This is a genomic window from Caballeronia sp. ATUFL_F1_KS4A (genome assembly GCF_023630905.1).
Classification (GTDB): domain Bacteria; phylum Pseudomonadota; class Gammaproteobacteria; order Burkholderiales; family Burkholderiaceae; genus Caballeronia; species Caballeronia zhejiangensis.
Map to the genome: position 1 here is coordinate 237,194 of NZ_JALQEB010000001.1, position 13,746 is coordinate 250,939.

Genomic DNA, 13,746 nt, shown 5'->3' on the forward strand with positions numbered 1-13,746 from the left:
GCCGATAACTTTAGTGCCGTCCGTCAATTAATCGACGATGTAAATCGCGCGCCGATAAAACTCGCCGATGTGCTGTTCCAGCGCATACGGCGCGAGCGCGTCGGCGAAGAGGCGCAGTTCGGCTTGTCCGTGCTGGCCGTTCAGCGCTTCGATGACGTCCTTGCCGAGATCGGCATAGGCGATCGGCGCGTCGGTCGTCTTCTTCGCGTACGCGAGATCGCGAATGCGCCAGCCGGCGTCCGTCAGCAGCTTCGACACATACGCGAGACGCTCCGCATCGGTCGCGCCCGGCTGCAGCGGATGCGTCTTGTCGCCCCACAGATTGCAGCCGAGCTGGAACACGAGCGAGCGCGACGCCTGACGCAGCTTCTTCAGATAAGCGACCGCATACGCCGGAAAGTCGTGCGCGCCGGTCACATATTCGCGGTCGAAATCCGCGCCCGCGTGATGCAGCACATTCAGATGCAAAAGCACGTCGATGTTCGACAGCTTGTCGAGGCCATCGAAGGGCAGCGCTTCGTGATGCACGTCGACATTGCCGATCGAGAAGGCATCGCCGAGTTCGCGCAGGAACCTCGCGTGTTCGGCGTTCGCTTCGATCGCCGTCACGCGCGCATCGGGATGCGCATGCGCGATCGTGTACGTGAAGAAGCCCGTATTCGCGCCGAAGTCGGCCCAGCGCTCGCCGGCTTGCGGCGCGCGATGCGCGAGAATCCAGTCGAGGCGGTTGCGGTCGCCGCGCCATTGGCTCTGAATGGTCTCCTGATAACCGAGCGTACTCGCGACGAAGTCGGGGATCGTCTGATACCCCGAGTGCTTGGAGACTTCTCCGTAGAGTTGAGCGAGCCGCTCCTTGACTGCGGTGGCGCCAGAGGTCATTTCCATAGTTCCTTGTAAAAGATTCGCCAGCTGTCGCTTGCGAGATAGACGTCGCCGGCCAGGGCGCGCAACGCGGCGCCCGCGAGACGCGCTTCGCTGCCATAGCGATGCACGGTCGTCCGGCGCCGGCGCCATGTGTTCACGATGCCGCCCGTCCACAGATACGTGGCGTGGCGTGCGCGCGAAAGGCGCCGGCCTTGATAAGCGGTTGCATCTTCCGTCGCCCAGTCGCCCACGAAAGCTTCGACGATGCCGCAGTCGTGGTTCAGGCACAGGTCGAGCGGTCCCCACGGACGGGGATTCATTTCGATGAAGTACGCGCCGTCGTCCCCGACGATGCATTCGATCATCGCGAAGCCGAAATAGCCGCATTGCGAAAGCGCCTGCCGCAGCTTCACGCCGATATCGCTCGCATGAAAATCGGCGGTGCGCGCGAGCACGATCGACTTGCCGCCGGGCTGCTGCGCGAGGTTTTCCTGCGACGAGCAGAAGACTTCGCCCGTGCGCGCGAAATAGGCGAGCAGATAAAAGCTGCGTCCCGTCACGAAGTGCTGAAAGAAATAGTGCGACGGATCTTCGCTCGCCTTGAAAGCGGCGAGGTCCGCGTCGCTTTTCACGAGCACCGGATAAAGCACGCGCTTGCCGTCGACGTTGCATTTCGGCTTGGCGACGAAAGGCACCACGGCATCGTCGATGCCCGCGTATTCGGGCGGCGGCGCGATGCCTTCGCGCGCGAAGAACTCGGTGGCGCTCGCCTTGTTCGTGAGCTTCGCGTACAGCGACGGATCGACGAGCGGCACATGCACGCCGTCGATGGATTCCAGCGCTTCCTTGTGATTCAGCAGGAAGGTGTTGAAGAATTCGGAGATCGGCACGAGCGTCACGCGGCGCGCGCCGAACTTCGCCTTCGCCTGCGCGATATAACCGGCGAGCAGCGGGACCGAGAGCGTGTCGTTTTCGCGCACGGCGACCACGAGATCGCGATACGCGCTCGACAGAACCTGATCGGCGGCCGAACGGGCGATCACCGCCGCCTGTTGCCCGAGCTTGCCGATCGCGCGCAGCAGCGCGACGACGGCGCGATCGTTGGTGCCGCTGAAGAGAAGAAACACGTGCATGGGTCGATCCTGCGTGCGCCGGGCTGCCGGGCCTTAGACGTTGGCCGCGCGGATCACGTCCACGACGCGCTCGACGTCGCGGTCCGCGAGCGCCGGATAGATCGGCAGGCACAGCACCTTGCGCGATGCTTCCTGCGCGTTCGGCAGTCGGCTCGGCTGCGCGGAGGGCAGGCCGCGATACATCGGGAAATCCGAAATCAGCGGATAAAAATAGCGGCGGCCGAAAATCTCGTGATCGCGCAGACGCTGATACAGCTCGTCGCGCGTCAGCTTGTAGTCGCTTTGCACGAGCACTGGGAAATACGAGTGGTTCGTCGCGCCGCCCGCGAGACCGGGCAGTGGCACGATGCCGTCGACGTCGGCGAGCAGGGTGCGATACAGCGCGTCGATCTCCTGACGGCGCGCGAGCGCGCGATCGATGTGCTGAAGCTGCAACAGGCCGAATGCCGCATTGATTTCGCTCATCTTGCCGTTGATGCCGGCCGCGACCACGGTCGTCTCGTTGACGAAGCCGAAGTTCTTCAGATGGTCGATGCGCTGCTTCACCTTCGCGTCCGGGCAGACGATCGCGCCGCCCTCGAACGTGTTGAAGACTTTCGTCGCGTGGAAGCTCAGCACCGACAGGTCGCCGTGCGTGAGGATGCTGCCCGCCTCGTTGCGCACGCCGAACGCGTGCGCGGCGTCGTAGATCACCTTCAAGTTGTAGTTGTCGGCGATCGCCTGGATCGCTTCGACGTCGCACGGCTGGCCGTAGCAGTGCACCGGCATGATCGCGGTGGTCTGCGGCGTGATGGCGGCTTCGATCTGACGCGGATCCAGATTCAGCGTGACCGGGTCCACGTCGACGAACACCGGCTTGATGCCGTTCCACAGCAGCGAATGCGCGGTCGCGACGAACGAATACGGCGTGGTGATCACTTCGCCCGTGATGCGCAGCGCCTGCAGCGCGGTGACGAGACCCATCGTGCCGTTCGAGAACAGCGCGAGGTGCTGCACGCCGAGGTATTCGCACAGCGCCTGTTCGAGCTGCTGATGAAACGGGCCGCCGTTGGTCAGCGTCTTGTTTTCCCAGATCTTCTCGAGATACGGAACGAATTCGTCGAGCGGCGGCAGATGCGGCTGCGTGACGAAGATACGCTCGTCGATGGCGGGCTGCTCGCGAAAGAGAGGAATGGCGCTCATGATCAACCTTGCGTGGTGGCTGCTGAATTCGCTGCGGCGGGCGCGGCGGCGAGGAGTTCGGTATCGAAAGATTCGGCGGGCAGGCCGGCGCACCAGCGCTGCCACATGTGACGAAGCGCGTGGCTCATGCTCGCGGCGATCACGTCCGGACGGAAGCGCGCCGATTCCGAGCAGCGCTCGCGCATGCCGGTGCGCAGGGCCGCGAGCGCATTCAGATCGCTTGCGTACGCGACGCCCTTCGCGACGAATTCATCCGCGTCGCGTGCGATGAACGATTCGAGTCCGACCTGGCTCATCAACGTGCCGCCCGCGCGGCCGGGCATCGTGTCGCCGAGCAGCGTCAGCGTCGGCACGCCCATCCAGAGCGCGTGCAGCGTCGTCGTGCCGCCCGCATACGGGAAGGTGTCGAGACACAGATCGACCTGATGATGCTGCTGCAGATACACCGACACGTTCGAGCGCTTGAGCAGCGCAAGCCGGTCCGCGGCGATGCCTTCTTCGGCGAACCACTTGCCCAGTTCGGCGACGGCGCTGTCGTCGGGCATCGCGCCCATCAGCATCTTCGAATCCGGCACGGCGTGCAGCACGCGCGCCCACAGCGCGATCACCTCGCGGCGCAGCTTCGACACGCGGTTGAAGCTGCCGAACGTGACGTAGCCCTTGTGGAGCGCGGGCAGCAGATTGACCGGCGGCGAATTCGCATCGGGCAGGAACGGCGCCGCCGCCGGCAGGTACGCGATCTTTTCGACGAACTGGTCGTCGATCGGCGAGAAATCCGGCGTGCGGTTCGCGAAGTAATAGTCGATGGCGCTGACGCCGGTCGTCTGCGGATAGCCGATCCACGACGCCTGGACCGGCGCGGGCTTGCGTGCGAAGGCGCGCAGGCGGTTGCGGCCGGTATGGCCCGACAGGTCGATCAGGATATCGATGCCGTCGGCGCGCACTTTCTCGACGAACGCATCGTCCGACAAGCCCGAGACGACGTTCCAGCGTGGCGCGTGGCCGCGCAGGCGCTGCGTCGTCGAATCCTCGCGCGCATGGGTGCTGTAGACGTGAATCTCGATGCCCGGATCCTTCGCGAGCAATGCGAGCACGGGTTCCAGAAACGATGCGACGGCGTGGCGGAACAAGTCGCCGGACACGAGACCGACGCGCAGCGTCTTGTGCGGATCCTTCGCGTTCTCGTGCGCGCGCCACAGGCGGCGCGCCGGATCGCCGTGACGGCGGTCGAATTCGCGATGTTCGTCGAAGAGCGCGACGGGCGTCAGATCGGTACGGTGCGTGAGGCAGAACAGCAGATTGCTGTGCGAAATGAAGTCGATCGGGTTGCACTCGAGCGCCTTGCGGAAGGTGCCTTCGGCGCGCGCGATCTGACCGTCGTCCATCAGCACGACGCCGAGCGCGCCGTGCATGTCGCCGTTTTTGGGCGCGAGCTCGATCGCCCGTTCGCAGGCTTCGATGGCTTCGGCGTGACGGCGCATCGCCGACAGCGACACGCCGAGCACGCGATGCGCTTCCGCGTGATTCGGGTCGCGCGCGATCACCAGACGGCACTGCCGCTCGGCGCCGACGTTGTCGCCATGAACCTGCAGCGCGCTCGCGAACAGCATGCGCGAATGCTGGTCCGCGGGCTCCAGCTCGACCGTGCGGCCGAGCGGCTCGATGGCTTCGACGAAGCGGCCGTGCGAGTACAGCGCCAGGCCGAGCGAACGCTGCGCGCCGACGTGATGCGGATAACGTTCGACGAGCACGCGCGCCAGCTTGATCGCTTCGTCGTGGCGGCCCTTGTTGTAAAGCGACGCGAACTGGTTCAGGTCCTGCGGCGTGGGATTGCCGCGCTTGCCGGCGGTCGATTGTGACGCGTCGTCCGCGCTGCCATCGACGGTCTTCGGCGCGAGGCGCGCGAGCTGCGAGGCCTCGGCGAGCACGGCCGCCGCGTAGCCATTCGGGTGCGACAGGCGCTCGATCAGGCCGTCCATCGCCGGACCGCGCGCGCCGCGCTGCTGCGCCATTTCAACCGCGAACCAGGCAGCCTGCGTCTGATTGGTGCGCGCGAGCGCGTCGATGTACGAGACCCAGTACTGGCCGTTGTCCGGACGCAGGCCGAGCACGGATTCGAACAGCGGCACCGCGTCGTCCGGACGTTGCGTCTGGATAAAGAGAACCGCGAGGTTGTACAGCACGTCCGCGTGATCCGGCTTGTGATCGAGAATCGCGCGATAGAGCGCTTCGGCGTCGGCATGATTGCCGGCGTGATGATTCTCCAGCGCCGACTGCATGACGGTCGCGATGTCCTGCTCGAACTGTTGCTCCGGCGTCAGCGTCGTGGCGTCCGGAACCTGTAGGGAAATGCTCATGATCTTCGGCGTGCTCCTTGCGATTGAACTGATTATCCAAGCGAGGCCGCCAAACCGAAGCGCGGAGATGAGCGGGAAAGCCGCCGTAATTCGGGGGATCGCCAGCGGGCGAAAAAATGCCCGCGTGAAGCGGGCATCGGGGGAAAACTGAAGCGAAAGCGCGGTGTTTCTAGAACCGCGCGCCTTGCTGGTAGCGGTTGACGGCGTTCACGCGCTTCATCGCCGCGTGATATTCGGCGGCGAGACCGGTGCGGGTCGCGCTCGCGTCCGCGAGCACGGCAGCGTCGATACCCTGGATTTCGCGGATTTTCGCGAGCGCCTGCGGGCTCTGCTCGCGCGTCAGCGCCTGCAAAAGCGGCGTGCGCGCGGCATCGAGCTCCGCTGCGCGCGGCCAGTCCGCGAGCGTGGCCGCCGTTTCCATGTCTTTCGTCAGTGCGAACAGTTGTTCGACGAGAGCGTCCTGGTTCATCGTGCCGGTTCTCCGCTTTTAGGACTTGTTGGTCGCCATCGCGCCTGCGCTGTTCGTGCCGCCGAAGAGCGCCGTCAGATATTGCGTGTTCTGGTTCATGCTCGCCATCAGCGTATTGAGCGCCGTGAACTGCGCGTTGTAGTCCGACGTGAGCTGCGCGGCGTAGTTGGTCAGCGTCGTCTGCTGCGTCGAGATGTTGGCGAGATCCTTGTTGATCGAATCCGTCTCGGACGTGAGCAGGCCGCCCGTGCTCAGATAGCTCGAAATCTTGTCGGTCAGCTGCGCGCCGACGCCGTTGATCGCGTTGAAAAGCTGCGACACGCCGGTTGCGTTGTTCGTCAGCGCGTCGGTGAGCTTGTCGCTGTCGATGGTCAGCGTGCCGGCCGGCTGCTCCGCGGTCGCATCGAGCGACGAAACCTGGCTGATGCCGAGCGACGCCAGCGAGATCGAGCCGCTGCCCTTGCCGACCGCGCTGCCGATGATCGCCGAAAGCTGATTCTTGATCGTGTTGACCGCCGAGTTGCCGAGCAGCACGCCGCCCTGCGAGCCCGCGGACGCGCTGCTGTTGAACGACGTATAAGAGTTGATCGTCGAGACGACCGTGTTGTAGAGGCTGACGAAGTTCGAAATCGCGCTCGAAATCGACGACGTGTCCTGCGAGATCGTGACCGTCTGCGTGCTCGCCGGGGTCGTCACCGCCGCCGGCGTGAGGTTCAGCGTCACGCCCTTGATCGCGCTCGTGACCGTGTTGCTCGAACTCGTGCCCGCGACGCCGCCGACCTTGTACATCGCGTCCTGCGCGGTCGCGCTTTGCGACCAGCCGTTGGTGACGGAATCGTCGGAAATCGTGGACGCCGCGCCGTTTGCGCCGGCCGTCGACGAGACCCCGAGCTTGTTCAGGTCGCTGCCGCTGGCCGCGCCGGTGATCGTGGTCGAGATGACGTTCGACGCGCCCGTCGACGTGGAGTTGAGCACCAGATGCTGGCCGTCCGTGCCGGTCACGATCGTCGCGCTCACGCCCGGATTGCCGGACGCGTTGTTGATCGCGGCGGCGATGCCCGAAAGCGTGTTGTTGCTGCTCGTGATGTTGATCGACATCGACTTGGAGCCGACGCTGATCTGCATCGTGCCGGTGCCGAGCTTTTCGTCCGTTGCGAAGCCGGTCGACGTCAGCGATTGCGCCTTCGCTATCTGCGAGACCGTCACGTCGTAGCTGCCCGCCACGGCGCCGGCGGCGCCCGATGCGGTGATGCCGGTGCCCGTCACGTTGGTCGTGAAGGTCGACATCAGCGAGCCGTCGGTCAGGCTCGTCATCGTAGTTTGCAGCGTCGAGAGCGCCGACGACAGCGTGCCGATCGCCGAGAGCTTCGTGTTGTCGTTCGATTGCGCGGCGGCGAGCGATGCGCTCTGGCCGGCCGTTTTCGCGTTGACCATCGCGGTGACGAGCGCGTTGACGTCCATCGACGAGTTGCCCGTCGCGCCGCTGATGATGGATTGCGCTGCTTCGGCAAGCGCCGCGTTCGCGGACGCCTGGGTCTGCGCGGCGGTCGCCGCCGTGGTGGCCGTACTGATCGTGGACATCGGGTAACTCCGTGTATCGCGCTGTCGCCTGATTGCGCGTGATCGCAGTCAACTGCTCGTTGCGGGAAACAAACTCTTCCGTGTGCGCTCGTGGGCGCGGGCGCACACGCAAGAGATCGAAACGTGGTTTCGTCGCCGGGACGGCCCGACGCCGGATCTTCGGGATGAAGATCCGGCGTCGGGTGCTACCTTGGCGTACCGCTTAGCCGAGGAGCTTCAGAACTTGCTGCGGCAGGGAGTTCGCTTGCGCGAGCACCGAGATACCAGCCTGTTGCAGCACTTGAGCCTTGCTGAGGTTCGCCGTTTCCTGCGCGAAGTTCGCGTCGGTGATCTGCGACTGAGCCGACGACAGGTCGGTCGATTCAGCTTGCTGCGACGAAGCGATTGCGCTCAGACGGTTCTGGGCTGCACCCAGCGTTGCCTGCACGTTGTTCAGCGTCTGCAGTGCGTTGTCGATCGAGACCAGCGCGACGTTGGCGCCCGTCGTGGTGCTGATGTCGAGGTTCGCGACCGTGTCCGGCTTGTTGATCTTGTTGATCGACGCGTTGAGGGTGGTGATCGCGGAGCTCACGGATGCGCCCATCGAACCGGCAATGCTCGTGCTGAACGTCAGCGTGTTTTCGTGCGGTGCTGCAGCCGTGCCCGTGCCTGCGGTGCCCGAGCCGAAGATGGCCGTGACGGCCGTCGAGCTCAGCGCGACGTTGTTCTGGTCGGTGAACGAGAAGCCGCCCTTGCCGTCCGACAGCACGTTGATCGAGGTGATCGTCGCGCCGGAAGAGGCGTAGGCGCCGCTCGACGACAGCGACAGGTTCGAGAACGTGCCGAGCGTGTTGCCCTTCTGCACCATGCCGCCGCCGAGCGAGTTCGCGCCCATGTCTTGGCTCAGGTCCAGATTGATCGTCTGACCGACGTTCGCGCCGACCTGGAAGCTCAGGCTGCCAGCCGAACCGTCAAGAATGTTGCGGCCGTTGTACGTCGTTTGCGAAGCGATACGGTTCACTTCGGCGATCTGCTGCGAAACTTCCTTCTGCAGCGAAGCCTGGTCGCTCGACGAGAGCGAGCCGCTCGCGGCTTGCACGGCCAGCGTACGGATACGCTGCAGGCTGGAGGTCATCGACGAAAGCGCGCTCGAAGCCGTCTGGGCAATCGACACACCGTCGTTCGCATTCGAAACGCCCTGGTTCAGGCCGTTGATCTGCGTTTGCATCCGGTTCGAGATCGCGAGACCTGCTGCGTCGTCAGCAGCGCTGTTGATGCGCTTGCCCGACGAGAGGCGGGTGATCGCCGAAGACAGCGCGCTTTGCGTGCCGTTGAGGTTCTGCTGTGCAACCAGCGAGTTGATGTTGCTGTTGATACCGATCATTTTGTTCTCTCCTGGGAGACTGTATCTGGCTTTGGCTAAAGCACCGAGTAAGTTGCCTGGCGGTCCTGCGCTCGGTGATAGCCGGCCGCCTACTTGTGGTTATCGGGCCCCTCGAAAAAAACTTAAGGCCCGCGCAAACGATTTGTGTAACGAATTCTGTTGCGAGGCCGCGAAGCCTTGCCCGGCAAGGCGCCGATTTCGCGCGTATGCTTTTTGGTCCCTCACGACGCATTCGGAGCGCACATGCAGACACGCAATATCGGCACATCGGAACTGAAAGTTGCGCCGCTCGTCTTCGGCGGCAACGTGTTCGGCTGGACTGCCAACGAGCGCACGTCGTTCTCGATCCTCGACGCGTTCGTCGACCACGGCCTGAATTTCATCGATACAGCCGACGTCTATTCCGCCTGGGTCGACGGGCATCAGGGCGGCGAATCGGAGACGATCATCGGCAAGTGGTTCAGGGAAAGCGGCAAGCGCCACCAGGTCGTGCTCGCGACGAAAGTCGGCAAGCTGTCCACGCGCGCCGGGCTCTCGGCGGCGAACATCGCGGCGGCCGTCGACGATTCGCTGCGGCGTCTCAAGACCGATTACATCGACGTCTATTTCTCCCATTACGACGACGAAACCACGCCGCTCGACGAAACCCTCGACGCGTATCAGACGCTCATCAAGGCGGGGAAGGTGCGGGTGATCGGCGCGTCGAACTACACGGGCGAGCGGCTAGAAGAGGCGTTGAAAGTCGCGAAGGATTCGGGCTTGCCGGCGTATCAGATTCTGCAACCCGAATACAACCTCTACGACCGCGAGGGCTACGAGACCGGTCTCGAACCGGTGGCAGAACAGCACAAGATCGCCGTCGTGCCGTATTACGCGCTCGCGAGCGGCTTTCTGTCGGGCAAATATCGGTCGAAGGCGGACACGCAGCACAAGGCGCGCGGCTCGCGCGTCGAAAAGTATCTGACACGGCGCGGCCTCGAGATTCTCGACGCGCTCGACGAAGTCGCGAAACGCAACGACACGACGCCCGCGACGGTCGCGCTCGCGTGGATGATCGCGCGCCCGAGCGTGACGGCGCCGATCGCCAGCGCCACGTCGGTCGCGCAACTGGAGAGCTTGGCCGCCGCGACGCGCCTGCAACTCGCAGCCGACGATATCCATCTGCTCGACGAAGCCAGCGCGTGGCAGAAATAGTTCTGTTGCATCAACGAGTTGGCCGGCGCGCGGGAGTTGGCAATGGCGCGGTGTTCTGGTAACATCGCGCCCGAATCGAGAAATGTGCCCGATTTCCTGCCTTCGCCGCTGAAAATGACAACGTCAACCAACAGCGGCGAACGGCTCTGAAACGCGCCTTCGTGTGGTTCTTTCGAAAGCGCCTGCCGCTTCCGCGGCTGAATCTCAACGCTCTCTTTTCCGGCCTCCGTGGCCGCTTTGCTCGTGTCCGTCGCGCCGTTCTCACGTCCGGCGGACGATCGGAGTGCCGGGGCGCGGCAACTCGCAGTCGTCGCGCGCTTGAAAATACGTTTAGCAAACCAGGATTTACATGACCACTATCGTCCTCAAAGAAAACGAGCCGTTCGATGTCGCGATTCGGCGTTTCCGCCGCACCATCGAGCGCAATGGCCTGATCGCCGAACTGCGCGAGCGCCAGTCGTACGAAAAGCCGACCACCGAGCGCAAGCGCAAGAAGGCCGCCGCTGTCGCGCGCCTGCGCAAGCGCCTGCGCAGCCAGATGCTGCCGAAGAAGATGCACTAAGCGTCTTGTTCGGGCGAGGGTTTACGGATCCTCGCGCCGAACGGCAAAACGGCGGTGCGACCCGTAAGGGCGCACCGCCGTTTTCGTTTCTATTGCCTTTTTTAGCGAGGGCGCTCAGACGAACGCGTGACGCCTGCCAAGCGCCGCGAGCAACGCCGGCCACTCTTCGATTTCGGCGTAGTCGTGAACTTCCTCCAGCTCGATCAGCAGATCGATGATGTTCGGATCGTAGGCATTCACGTTCGATGCGTAGAGCGCCCGCAGCAGACCGCCGTCCCGCGCATGCCGATAGTAGGAAATGCCGACGCCTTCCAGCTCCGGCTCGTACACATCGTCGCGCACGAGCGACCCGATCGCGCACTTGCGGCCTTCCGGACTGCGAAGCCTGCACGAACCGTTGTCGTCTTCCGAGACCGCGCGCTGCGTCAGCAAGTGCTCGCTGACGCGCTCGTAAATGTCCTTCGGGCTCAACATCGTAATAGGGCTCAACATCACAGCACCTGCAATATCACGCGGCCGTTTTAAGAAGTTCGGCTGACAACCCGAACTGACGCGCGATCGACGTCAAACGCTCGCGCCATTCCCATTTGCCGAAGACGTCATGCACGTTCTGCAGGCACGACAGCAGCTCGACGGTGTTGGGATCGAACACGTTGATGCGCGAACGGAGCAGCGCGCGCTTCAGCGCCACGACGCCGACATCCATGTACGCCGGCACCTGCTCGGGCGGCTTCGCGATGAAGCGAATGGGCACGCCTTCCATCGCGGTGACATAGTCGCGCGGCTTGATGAAGCTCCCGACAGGGCAGCCGCCGCAGTATCCGCGATAGGCGCCGCCGCCCCGCGGCAGCAAAGCCGCTTGCCCTTGTCCGAAAAGATGCTGGACTGCGCTGTTGAAAATCTCCTGATGCGTCAGGAAGTTCAAGCTTTTCATGATCTTCTCCCCTGCGCCCCTGCGCAGCGGCCATACGTTTAAGTATTCGAGAACCTGCACCTGCTTACCGAAAGCGGCAGCGTCGTTGCAAATGTGGCGCAACAGAATCGACGCTCGCCGCCCGGCCTCTGCTCCGAGCACGGCGGTTTTCCCGGCCTGGGCGTGTGGTCTGACTGCGCCCTGTGTGCTCGCGTCGGATTTCTACACTCAGTGACGATCCGTACACCGTCAGTTATAACGGTTCGGAACGGTAAAAAGGTGCGCCAGCGCACGCGAGGAAGCCATTTTTACACGGCTCGTACGTTCGTGCAGTGCGGAAAACCCGGCCAAAAGCCTTGCAGTTCGGGCAATTGCGCGTGCTTCACTGCAAAAAAAACGTCATCTATAAGGATTTACCCTAGATCGCGTAAATTACGCTATACGATGTTGTCAAAAGGCAAAATTTTTCCGCATAGGAATCGATCAAAGCGGGGTTTTTGCAACGGTCTTCCGTTTTGTCTTAGGTTTTTCTCGCGACATGCAACCCACGGCGTGATCGTTGACCATGCCGGTGGCCTGCATGAACGCGTAGCAAATCGTCGTGCCGACGAACTTGCAGCCGTATTTCTTGAGCGCCTTGCTGAGCGCGTCCGATTCCGGCGTGGACGCGGGCGTGGGATTTTTCGCATCGCGCGGCGTGTCGATCGTTTTGCCGGCGACGAACGACCAGACGAAATCCGCGAACGAGCCGTGCTCTTGCTGGATCTGCTTCACGGCGCGTGCATTGAGCACCGCCGATTCGATCTTCGCCCGGTTACGCACGATGCGCGCGTCCTGCACGATCCGCTCGACGTCCTTCTCGGTGAAGCGCGCCACCTTGTCGATGTCGAAGCCCGCGAAGAGCGCGCGATAGCCCTCGCGCTTGTTGAGGATCGTCGACCAGGAAAGGCCCGCCTGCGCGCCTTCCAGCACCAGCATTTCGAACAGATGCCGGTCGTCGTGCGACGGCACGCCCCATTCGCCGTCGTGATATTCGATCATCGCGTCGGTCGTGGCCCAGGCGCAGCGGGTGTGTTCGGCGTCTGCCATTGCGAGTCCTCATCATTATTTTGAATCGCGTCAGCATAGCTGATCGCCCGGCTCGCGCCATCTATGCCATTCGGCCAATTGGCGCGCGTCGCGGCCGCCGGTAAGCTTGCGCCCATGACTACATCTTCGACTTCGGCATTTGACGGCTTCCTGCTCGGCATCGACGGCGGCGGGAGCGGCACGCGCGTGATTCTCGCCGACGCGCACGGCAACGAACTGGCGCGCGCGAGCGGCGGACCTTCGGGGCTCGGGCTCGGGGTGGCGCGCGCGTGGCAATCGATCGGCGACGCGTGCGCGCGCGCATTCGAGGCCGCCGCGCTGCCGTTCGACTGGCGCAACTGCGCACTCGGCTGTGGCCTGGCGGGCGTCAACAACGCGGACTGGCTCACCGCGTTTCTCGGCGCGGCGCCGGACGTGCGCGCGTTGAGCGTGGAAAGCGACGCCTATACGACCGTGCTCGGCGCGCACGGCGGGGAATCCGGCGTGATCGTCGCGCTCGGCACGGGCAGCATCGCGGCGTCGCTGGACGAATCGGGCGTTTGCCGAATCGCGGGTGGCTACGGCTTTCCGAGCGGCGATGAAGCCAGCGGCGCGTGGCTCGGCCTGCGCGCGGTGGTGCATCTGCAGCGCGTGCTCGACGGCCGCGCGCCCGAAGATGGCTGGTCGCGCGCGATGCTCGCCCACACTGGCGCGACGGATCGCGACAGTCTCGTCGTCTGGCTGTGCGCCGCGAATCAAACCGCTTATGCGACGCTTGCGCCCACCGTGTTCGAGTTCCGCGACCATCCCGAGGCAGCGCGTCTGCTGGATCAGGCGGGGCAGGAAATCGCGAAACTCGTCGCGGCGCTCGATTCCGCCGGCGTGCTGCCCGTCGCGCTGTGCGGCGGGCTGGCCGCGCCTTACGAGCCATTCGTGCCGGCCATGTTGCGCGAACGCATGCGTGCGCCACGCGCCGATTCCGCAGCGGGCGCGCTCGAACTGGCGCGACGCGCGGCGTCCGCTTTCGCGGCTGCGGACGGTGCGGCGCGATAAAATACCG

13 protein-coding genes are annotated in these 13,746 nt (G+C 64.0%); 3 read left to right on the plus strand and 10 right to left on the minus strand.

The window, feature by feature from the left end; translation table 11 throughout:
* Positions 1-27 precede the first annotated feature (27 nt).
* The 7 genes from NCS03_RS01070 to NCS03_RS01100 all read right to left on the minus strand — a co-directional run bounded on the left by NCS03_RS01070 (position 28) and on the right by NCS03_RS01100 (position 8,949).
* Positions 28-879 (minus strand): class I SAM-dependent methyltransferase, encoded by an 852-nt coding sequence (locus tag NCS03_RS01070; RefSeq protein ID WP_250456640.1) that lies wholly within the window; start codon positions 877-879, stop codon positions 28-30.
* The gene (locus NCS03_RS01075; protein ID WP_250507143.1) at positions 876-1,997 is read right to left on the minus strand and encodes an ATP-grasp domain-containing protein; all 1,122 of its coding nucleotides are present in this window, start codon (positions 1,995-1,997) and stop codon (positions 876-878) included. The genes NCS03_RS01070 and NCS03_RS01075 overlap by 4 nt, the downstream gene beginning before the upstream one ends.
* A 33-nt stretch (positions 1,998-2,030) precedes the next feature.
* The gene (gene vioA / locus NCS03_RS01080; protein WP_250433479.1) at positions 2,031-3,179 is read right to left on the minus strand and encodes a dTDP-4-amino-4,6-dideoxy-D-glucose aminotransferase VioA; all 1,149 of its coding nucleotides are present in this window, start codon (positions 3,177-3,179) and stop codon (positions 2,031-2,033) included.
* A 2-nt stretch (positions 3,180-3,181) separates the two neighbouring features.
* Entirely contained in the window at positions 3,182-5,536 is a 2,355-nt protein-coding gene (locus NCS03_RS01085; protein ID WP_250528660.1) for a tetratricopeptide repeat protein, read from the minus strand.
* 169 nt (positions 5,537-5,705) lie between these two features.
* On the minus strand, positions 5,706-6,005 hold the full coding sequence (locus tag NCS03_RS01090; RefSeq protein ID WP_250433483.1) for a flagellar protein FliT: 300 nt from the start codon (positions 6,003-6,005) through the stop codon (positions 5,706-5,708).
* An 18-nt stretch (positions 6,006-6,023) separates the two neighbouring features.
* Positions 6,024-7,586 carry a flagellar filament capping protein FliD gene (gene fliD / locus NCS03_RS01095; RefSeq protein WP_250528661.1) on the minus strand — a complete coding sequence of 521 codons (1,563 nt, stop codon included), beginning with the start codon at positions 7,584-7,586 and terminating at the stop codon, positions 6,024-6,026.
* Positions 7,587-7,788: 202 nt separating this feature from the next.
* Positions 7,789-8,949: a flagellin gene (locus tag NCS03_RS01100; RefSeq protein ID WP_250433509.1), complete on the minus strand. Its 1,161-nt coding sequence runs from the start codon at positions 8,947-8,949 to the stop codon at positions 7,789-7,791.
* 243 nt (positions 8,950-9,192) lie between these two features.
* Between NCS03_RS01100 and NCS03_RS01105 the strand changes: the two genes are divergently transcribed.
* Positions 9,193-10,143 (plus strand): aldo/keto reductase, encoded by a 951-nt coding sequence (locus NCS03_RS01105; protein ID WP_250478617.1) that lies wholly within the window; start codon positions 9,193-9,195, stop codon positions 10,141-10,143.
* Between the two features lie 349 nt (positions 10,144-10,492).
* Positions 10,493-10,705, plus strand: a complete 213-nt coding sequence (gene rpsU / locus NCS03_RS01110) for a 30S ribosomal protein S21 (RefSeq protein WP_008351904.1) — start codon at positions 10,493-10,495, stop codon at positions 10,703-10,705.
* Positions 10,706-10,819: 114 nt separating this feature from the next.
* Here rpsU and NCS03_RS01115 read toward each other — a convergent pair whose 3' ends face one another.
* The 3 genes from NCS03_RS01115 to NCS03_RS01125 all read right to left on the minus strand — a co-directional run bounded on the left by NCS03_RS01115 (position 10,820) and on the right by NCS03_RS01125 (position 12,707).
* Complete coding sequence (locus tag NCS03_RS01115) at positions 10,820-11,197, minus strand: hypothetical protein (RefSeq protein WP_239294315.1); 378 nt, start codon at positions 11,195-11,197, stop codon at positions 10,820-10,822.
* 16 nt (positions 11,198-11,213) lie between these two features.
* Entirely contained in the window at positions 11,214-11,639 is a 426-nt protein-coding gene (locus NCS03_RS01120) for a hypothetical protein (protein WP_175979735.1), read from the minus strand.
* Positions 11,640-12,101: 462 nt separating this feature from the next.
* Complete coding sequence (locus tag NCS03_RS01125; protein WP_250528662.1) at positions 12,102-12,707, minus strand: DNA-3-methyladenine glycosylase I; 606 nt, start codon at positions 12,705-12,707, stop codon at positions 12,102-12,104.
* Between the two features lie 114 nt (positions 12,708-12,821).
* Between NCS03_RS01125 and NCS03_RS01130 the strand changes: the two genes are divergently transcribed.
* Positions 12,822-13,739, plus strand: coding sequence for a glucosamine kinase nucleotide-binding domain-containing protein (locus NCS03_RS01130; protein WP_033536590.1), 918 nt, complete (start codon positions 12,822-12,824; stop codon positions 13,737-13,739).
* Positions 13,740-13,746 lie beyond the last annotated feature (7 nt).

Coding starts and splice junctions, on each gene's coding strand:
- NCS03_RS01070 (WP_250456640.1), bottom strand. CDS start 879: ATGACCTCTGGCGCCACCGCAGTCAAGGAGCGGCTCGCTCAACTCTAC.
- NCS03_RS01075 (WP_250507143.1), bottom strand. CDS start 1,997: ATGCACGTGTTTCTTCTCTTCAGCGGCACCAACGATCGCGCCGTCGTC.
- vioA (WP_250433479.1), bottom strand. CDS start 3,179: ATGAGCGCCATTCCTCTCTTTCGCGAGCAGCCCGCCATCGACGAGCGT.
- NCS03_RS01085 (WP_250528660.1), bottom strand. CDS start 5,536: ATGAGCATTTCCCTACAGGTTCCGGACGCCACGACGCTGACGCCGGAG.
- NCS03_RS01090 (WP_250433483.1), bottom strand. CDS start 6,005: ATGAACCAGGACGCTCTCGTCGAACAACTGTTCGCACTGACGAAAGAC.
- fliD (WP_250528661.1), bottom strand. CDS start 7,586: ATGTCCACGATCAGTACGGCCACCACGGCGGCGACCGCCGCGCAGACC.
- NCS03_RS01100 (WP_250433509.1), bottom strand. CDS start 8,949: ATGATCGGTATCAACAGCAACATCAACTCGCTGGTTGCACAGCAGAAC.
- NCS03_RS01105 (WP_250478617.1), top strand. CDS start 9,193: ATGCAGACACGCAATATCGGCACATCGGAACTGAAAGTTGCGCCGCTC.
- rpsU (WP_008351904.1), top strand. CDS start 10,493: ATGACCACTATCGTCCTCAAAGAAAACGAGCCGTTCGATGTCGCGATT.
- NCS03_RS01115 (WP_239294315.1), bottom strand. CDS start 11,197: ATGTTGAGCCCTATTACGATGTTGAGCCCGAAGGACATTTACGAGCGC.
- NCS03_RS01120 (WP_175979735.1), bottom strand. CDS start 11,639: ATGAAAAGCTTGAACTTCCTGACGCATCAGGAGATTTTCAACAGCGCA.
- NCS03_RS01125 (WP_250528662.1), bottom strand. CDS start 12,707: ATGGCAGACGCCGAACACACCCGCTGCGCCTGGGCCACGACCGACGCG.
- NCS03_RS01130 (WP_033536590.1), top strand. CDS start 12,822: ATGACTACATCTTCGACTTCGGCATTTGACGGCTTCCTGCTCGGCATC.